We start from the raw sequence: 6,141 nt of genomic DNA, 5'->3' as shown, positions 1-6,141 counted from the left end.
GACGTCGGGGCGTAACACCATGGAACTCAGCCATTAAGTCGGAGGAGAAACGATGAACCGAAACCGTCTGCGCGCTGCCGTCGGTTTGTGCGCCGCGCCGCCCGCGATCGCCCTCTCGCTTCTTCCGGCCGCCGACGCCGACTCGCCGTCCTGGAACGGCCAGTATGCGATCACCTTCATGGTGGGTCCGAAGTCCGGTACCAGCATGGCGGTCGGCGACCCGGAGTCGCAGCACACCGACACCTATGGTTTCCGCTCGAGCTGTGCGGGCGGAAAATGCACCGCCACCATCGTCAGCGGACCTCCACCGAGTAACCCGACCGTTCCGCAGCCGGTTCAGTTCACCTGGGACGGTTCGTCGTGGAGGCAAGTCAGCGATTTCCAGTGGGACTGCATGATGCCGGACACCTCGATCCAATGGAGTCCGGCGCATGCCGACGTGCGCTACACGCCCCAACCAGACGGGACGCTCACCGGCGTCATGCACACCGAGATCCTCAGCGGTCCGTGCCAGGGGACCATCGACATGGACATGAAGGCCGAGCGCGTCTGACGCGTCGAGCGTCACTTGTGCGAGTCATGTTCCCGCGCAGGCCTATTCACCTGCGGCGTGCTTGGTTTCTGCGCCTTCGCCCCCTTGCATGCCAACATGTACCGCGGATAGCATCCCTTCCACGGGGTGGTACCCGACGGGAGCGTCAAGTGGTCAACTTGTTCAAGCGCGGTTGGGACATGGCCACCGCGAGCTTGGCTGTCCTGAAGAGTCATCCAAGCCTCCTGGTCTTTCCCATCGTCTCCGGCATCACGATGGCGGGCGTGACCGTTCTCGCGGGGTGGGCGGCAATGAAGGCCGTAGGCTTGGTGGCCCTGCTTGCCTGGTACTTCGTATGCGCGTTCGTGGTCGTCTTCTGCAATGCCGCGCTGGTCGCATGCGTGTTGCAGAGCTCCGCCGGCCGGCAACCGTCCATAGGTTCAGGTTTCGCGGCTGCCGGTCGGCGGCTGCCCCAGATCCTGGGCTGGTCACTGGTCGCCGCCACGATCGGCATGGCCCTTCAGGTACTGCAGTGGTTGCTGCGCGACAAACTCGCGTTACTCGGGGGACTGCTCGGAGGCGCAGCGGTTGGCCTATGGGGCGTAGCGACATACTTTGTGGTTCCGGTGATCGTCACCGAGGGAGTTGGACCCGTCAAGGCCGTCAAGCGGTCCTCGGGGATTCTGCGTCGAACTTGGGGTGAATCCCTAATCGGTTCATTCGGAATCAGCTTGATGCTGTCGGTGTTCCTGCTGCCTCTTGGCGCTGTCGTCGCCGTGCTGGTGAAGGGTGTCGGAGGACAAGTCGCGCTGGTGACGCTCGGCGCGATTGGTGTCCTCTACGCGCTGCTGCTGGCGGTGGTCTTCACGACGCTCAGCGCGATCTTTCGCGCCTCGATGTACAGCTACGCAACCACGGGGACCGCACCCAACCACATGGACGCAGCACTTCTACGGTCGGTGTTCCGCAGCCAGAACTGAGCCGCTCAACGCGGCCGCTCGCTCGAGGCTGCAACTCAGAGCAACTCGGAGCCCCCTGTCAGGATTGAACTGACGACCGCTCGTTACGAAGACGCTCCCTTCGGCAGCTTCCACCCGACGGACGACTGAACGCGGCGACTCGCATCTCCGCCGGCTCGAGACGGCGCGCACTCCGTCGCCATCACCTCGTCGTAGGATTGTCGTTGGCTCATCGAGCCGGCCCTGGCCGCGTTAGCTCAGTTGGTAGAGCGTCGCTCTTGTAAAGCGGATGTCGAGAGTTCGAGTCTCTCACGCGGCTCCATTGCTGTCGGCAATGAGGCATAACGTCGCCCTATGTCAATGATCTGTCTCGGGTGCGGAGTCGATCTCGAAGGTCGTCGGCTAAAAGTGTTCTGCACCAATGCATGCCAACAGTCATACCGCCGACGCTTGCTCTTGGAGGCCTGGCTCGACACCGGAGTATGTGGTCGCACGTCGTACCAAGGGCACTACGTCCGCGACTACCTTTATGAGCAACAGGGCGGTTGCTGTGCGACCTGCGGCATCGAGGACAAGTGGAATGGCGTGCCCCTGGCACTGATCGTCGACCACATCAATGGAGACGCAAGCGATAATCGTCGTGACAATCTGCGGCTCATTTGTCCCAACTGTGACAGCCAGCTGCCGACGTACAAGGCCAGGAATCGCGGCAGCGGTCGGTATTACCGGCGACAGCGGTACGCCGACGGGCTGTCCTATTGACGCTCCTGCCGCCTGGGGGTCTTGGTATCGTTCGACTCGCCCGCTACTAAGGCGAGTGCTCTACCACTGAGCTAAGGAGGCCGGGTAAACCAAGCAGCAAGCCTAGCCGGTCATTCGTCGCTGTCGACGATGCGCGTTGACCGGATCGGCCGGGACGCCGTGCGCCGCCCGGGACGACGGCCCGGCAGCGGAATCCGGTCGGCGATGCTGCTCAGCGGGTTCACCACCATGGTGAGCGAGACGACGGCGTCCTGCAGGGTGGCGATGGCAGGCTCGAGGGCTTCCATCCCGGGTGTCAGGCGAGCCAGGGTGTCGGCGACGTCGGCGAGCTGGTCCAGCGGTCCGTTCTTCGCGGTCAGCTTGTCGATCAGTCCGCCCTCGGACAGCAAGCGTTCGGCCAGCCCGTCCTCGCCCAGGACCCGTTCGATCAGTCCCTCTTCCGCGAGCAGCTGATCGGCCAGCCCGCCGGGCTGCAGCGCGCGCTGCAGCCCGCCGCCCTCGGCGGTCAAGCGGTCGAGCAAACCGCCCTCGGAGGTCAGCAGGTCGACCACCCCGCCGGGGCGCAGCAATCGGTCCATCGGCCCGTCGGGCGCCAGCGCGCGTCCCAGCGGCGCGTCGTCGTCCATGAGCCGTGCCAACCGGTTGGCGCGAACGAGTGCGTCGTCGATGCCCAGCATCGAGACCATCGTGTTGGTCCCCGAATCATTCGCGCCCAGCGCCCGCTTCGCCAGGCCCACCGCAGCGGAGGCGACGTCCAGGCTCGCGTCCGCGGCGGCCAGCCCCACTCGCGCTGGAGCGGTGGCAGCGGTCCAGATGCCCTTGGCGACGTTCATGCGTTGAGTCTATGCACGACTCATGTCAGCAAAGCGCGTATCGTTCCAAGCTGACGCGATGATGACTGACAGTCTGCTACCAGGTTTCTGGGAGCGACCTTTCAGCAAACACACATGATCAGGAAGGTGACGAAGGGACCTCATGACAGCGGCTACCCGAAGCGAAACCCACCCGGAGGCTCGCGTCCTCGTCGTCGACGACGAGGCCAACATCGTCGAACTGCTCTCGGTCAGCCTGAAGTTCCAGGGATTCGAGGTCTATACCGCAACCAATGGCGCGCAGGCGCTGGATCGCGCTCGTGACGCTCGCCCCGATGCGGTGATCCTCGACGTGATGATGCCGGGTATGGACGGCTTCGGGGTGCTGCGCCGGATGCGAGCCGACGGCATCGACGCGCCGGCGTTGTTCCTGACGGCCCGCGACTCCCTGCAGGACAAGATCGCGGGCCTCACCCTGGGCGGCGACGATTACGTGACGAAACCCTTCAGCCTCGAGGAAGTGGTCGCCCGCCTCCGGGTGATCCTTCGGCGCTCCGGCAAGGGCGCGGCGGTACGTCGTACGGCCCGCCTGAAGTTCGCCGATATCGAACTCGACGAAGAGACTCATGAGGTGTGGAAGGGCGGCGAACCGGTGTCGCTCTCGCCCACCGAATTCACCCTGTTGCGCTACTTCGTGGTCAACGCGGGCACGGTATTGAGCAAACCCAAGATCCTCGACCACGTCTGGCGCTACGACTTCGGCGGCGACGTCAACGTCGTCGAGTCCTACGTGTCGTATCTGCGTCGCAAGATCGACACGGGGGAGAAGCGGCTGCTGCACACCTTGCGCGGAGTGGGTTACGTCCTGCGGGAGCCGCGTTGAGCGCACGCTCGACGGCGGTTCGCCGCGGGTTGCCGCTACGGGTGGGTTTGGTGGCCGCCACCTTGGCGCTTGTCGCCTGCGGGCTTGCGGTCTCGGGCGTCGCGGTGACCTCGATCCTGCATCAGGTGCTGATCGGCCGGATCGACCAGACCCTGCTCGACGCCTCTCGCGGTTGGGCACAGGCGCCGCGGCGGCAGTCGCCGCCACCCTACGAGGGTCCGGATCCCGGCCGGCCGCCATCGAAGTTCTACGTGCGCGGCATGGGCGCTGACGGCGTCGCCTTCACGGCCATCAACGACCGCAACGCCGAACCGGCCCTGCCGCCCGACAACGACGTGGGCCCCAATCCCACCACCTTGCCGTCGGTGAACGGCTCCGACATTCAGTGGCGAGCGGTGTCGGTGCGGGGACCGAACGGAATCACCACGGTCGCAATCGATTTGTCCGACGTCCAGCACACCGTGAGCTCCCTGGCCTGGTTGCAGATCGGCATCGGGGTGGCGGTACTTATCGTGGTTGGAATTGCCAGCTTTGTCGTGGTGCACCGCAGTCTGCGCCCGCTCTCCGAAGTCGAACACACCGCCGCCGCGATCGCCGCGGGCCAGCTGGATCGCCGGGTTCCCGAGCGTGACCCGCGCACCGAGGTGGGCCGGCTTTCGTTGGCGCTCAACGGAATGCTGGCCCAGATCCAGCGGGCGATGGCTTCCTCGGAGTCATCGGCCGAGAAGGCCCGCGGTTCGGAGGAGCGCATGCGACGGTTCATCACCGATGCCAGCCACGAACTGCGTACCCCGCTGACGACCATCCGCGGCTTCGCGGAACTGTATCGCCAGGGCGCCGCCCGTGATGTGGCCATGCTGCTGTCGCGGATCGAGAGCGAGGCAAGCAGGATGGGCCTGCTGGTGGACGACCTGCTGCTGCTGGCCCGGCTCGACGTGCAGCGACCGCTCGAACATCAGCGCGTGGACTTGCTGGCGTTGGCCAGCGACGCCGTGCACGATGCACGGGCGATCGACCCCAAGCGCAGCGTCAGCATGGAGGTCCTGGACGGGCCCGGCACCCCTGAGGTTTTCGGCGATGAACCGCGGATTCGGCAGGTGCTGAGCAACCTCGTCGTCAACGCTCTGCAGCACACCCCGCCAAGCGCCGCCGTCACCGTTCGGGTCGGCACGGACGGCGACGATGCGGTGCTCGAAGTGGCCGACACGGGTCCCGGCATGAGTCCGCATGACGCGTCGCGGGTGTTCGAGCGGTTTTATCGCACCGACGAGTCACGGGCGCGCGCCAGCGGCGGCACCGGACTCGGGCTGTCGATCGTCGACTCGCTGGTGCGCGCGCACGGTGGCGCGGTCAGCGTGACGACCGCGCCGGGCGACGGCTGCTGTTTCCGTGTCACCCTGCCCCGCGTGAGCGACGTGCCGGCGGCCGTGTAGGACTCTCCGCGGCCTTAAGCCAGTTGCGCCAGGGCCGCCTTGATCCGGGCCTGCGCGTCGTCGAGGGATTTCGGTGACGGGTTGCGGTCGACGTTGGCGAAGCCGAAGTCGCTCAGGCTCCGGGTGGGGAACACGTGGACGTGCAGATGCGGCACCTCCAGGCCGGCGATGATCACCCCGGCGCGCTCCGCCCCGAACGCCTTGCACACGGCCTTGCCGATCAGCTGGCTCACCGACATGATGCGGGCGAACACCGCGTTGTCGACGTTCTGCCACTGATCGATCTCGTCGCGCGGCACCACCAACGTGTGCCCTTGTGTCATCGGCTCAATCGTCAGGAACGCGACGATGTCGTCGTCCTCATAGACGAAGCGCCCGGGGAGTTCACGGTTAATGATCTTGGTGAAGATCGACGCCATGGCCCCCAGCATATGCACGCCTGTAGGACATCACGCGCGCACAGTGGTCAGGCCGCGTTCGGGCTATCGCCCTCGTCGTCCCCGTCGTCATCGTCCCCGTGGCCGAGGAATTTTTCGGGGTGCCAGTAGGCGTTGGTTCTGGGTTGACCCCAGTCCAGGTGCGGCGGTGGGATCCATTCGGTCTCGCCGCGGGCGTTGGTGCGGGTGGTCCAGCCCTTTTCGGCCAGCCTGTTGTCCGGACCGCACGCCAGCGTCAGGTCGTCGATGTCGGTGCGGTGTGTGGCGATCCACCCGGTGACGTGGTGGACCTGGCTGTGGTAGGCCGGGGCGTCACAGCCGGG

Annotated in this window: 8 protein-coding genes and 2 tRNA genes; 6 read left to right on the top strand and 4 right to left on the bottom strand. The window is 65.7% G+C overall.

Annotated features, from left to right (window positions below; genetic code table 11):
• Nucleotides 1-52 precede the first annotated feature (52 nt).
• From JO059_RS03225 to JO059_RS03210, 4 genes are all read left to right on the top strand, one after another.
• Complete coding sequence (locus tag JO059_RS03225) at nucleotides 53-553, top strand: hypothetical protein (protein ID WP_293314678.1); 501 nt, start codon at nucleotides 53-55, stop codon at nucleotides 551-553.
• A 179-nt stretch (nucleotides 554-732) separates the two neighbouring features.
• Nucleotides 733-1,512 carry a DUF6159 family protein gene (locus tag JO059_RS03220; RefSeq protein ID WP_293314677.1) on the top strand — a complete coding sequence of 260 codons (780 nt, stop codon included), beginning with the start codon at nucleotides 733-735 and terminating at the stop codon, nucleotides 1,510-1,512.
• A gap of 225 nt (nucleotides 1,513-1,737) precedes the next feature.
• A tRNA-Thr gene (locus tag JO059_RS03215) sits at nucleotides 1,738-1,813 on the top strand.
• A 32-nt stretch (nucleotides 1,814-1,845) separates the two neighbouring features.
• Nucleotides 1,846-2,253 carry an HNH endonuclease gene (locus JO059_RS03210; RefSeq protein ID WP_293314676.1) on the top strand — a complete coding sequence of 136 codons (408 nt, stop codon included), beginning with the start codon at nucleotides 1,846-1,848 and terminating at the stop codon, nucleotides 2,251-2,253.
• Between the two features lie 6 nt (nucleotides 2,254-2,259).
• On the opposite strand, the gene JO059_RS03205 is transcribed toward JO059_RS03210, so the two are convergent.
• Nucleotides 2,260-2,334, bottom strand: a tRNA-Leu gene (locus JO059_RS03205).
• A 29-nt stretch (nucleotides 2,335-2,363) separates the two neighbouring features.
• Nucleotides 2,364-3,086: a hypothetical protein gene (locus JO059_RS03200; RefSeq protein WP_293314675.1), complete on the bottom strand. Its 723-nt coding sequence runs from the start codon at nucleotides 3,084-3,086 to the stop codon at nucleotides 2,364-2,366.
• Between the two features lie 142 nt (nucleotides 3,087-3,228).
• On the opposite strand from JO059_RS03200, the gene JO059_RS03195 reads away from it, so the two are divergent.
• Nucleotides 3,229-3,948 carry a response regulator transcription factor gene (locus JO059_RS03195; RefSeq protein WP_293314674.1) on the top strand — a complete coding sequence of 240 codons (720 nt, stop codon included), beginning with the start codon at nucleotides 3,229-3,231 and terminating at the stop codon, nucleotides 3,946-3,948.
• The gene (locus tag JO059_RS03190) at nucleotides 3,945-5,381 is read left to right on the top strand and encodes a HAMP domain-containing sensor histidine kinase (RefSeq protein WP_293314673.1); all 1,437 of its coding nucleotides are present in this window, start codon (nucleotides 3,945-3,947) and stop codon (nucleotides 5,379-5,381) included. Before JO059_RS03195 ends, JO059_RS03190 begins: the two co-directional genes overlap by 4 nt.
• A 14-nt stretch (nucleotides 5,382-5,395) precedes the next feature.
• On the opposite strand, the gene JO059_RS03185 is transcribed toward JO059_RS03190, so the two are convergent.
• Nucleotides 5,396-5,800 carry an HIT family protein gene (locus JO059_RS03185; protein WP_293314672.1) on the bottom strand — a complete coding sequence of 135 codons (405 nt, stop codon included), beginning with the start codon at nucleotides 5,798-5,800 and terminating at the stop codon, nucleotides 5,396-5,398.
• Nucleotides 5,801-5,847: 47 nt separating this feature from the next.
• On the bottom strand, nucleotides 5,848-6,141 hold a 294-nt coding region (locus JO059_RS03180; RefSeq protein ID WP_293314671.1), incomplete at its 5' end, for an HNH endonuclease signature motif containing protein.

The organism is Mycobacterium sp. (assembly GCF_019247615.1).
In the GTDB taxonomy this organism is placed as follows: domain Bacteria; phylum Actinomycetota; class Actinomycetes; order Mycobacteriales; family Mycobacteriaceae; genus Mycobacterium.
The sequence above is the reverse complement of the archived record's forward strand: the minus strand, read 5'-3'. Positions and strand labels throughout refer to the sequence as shown.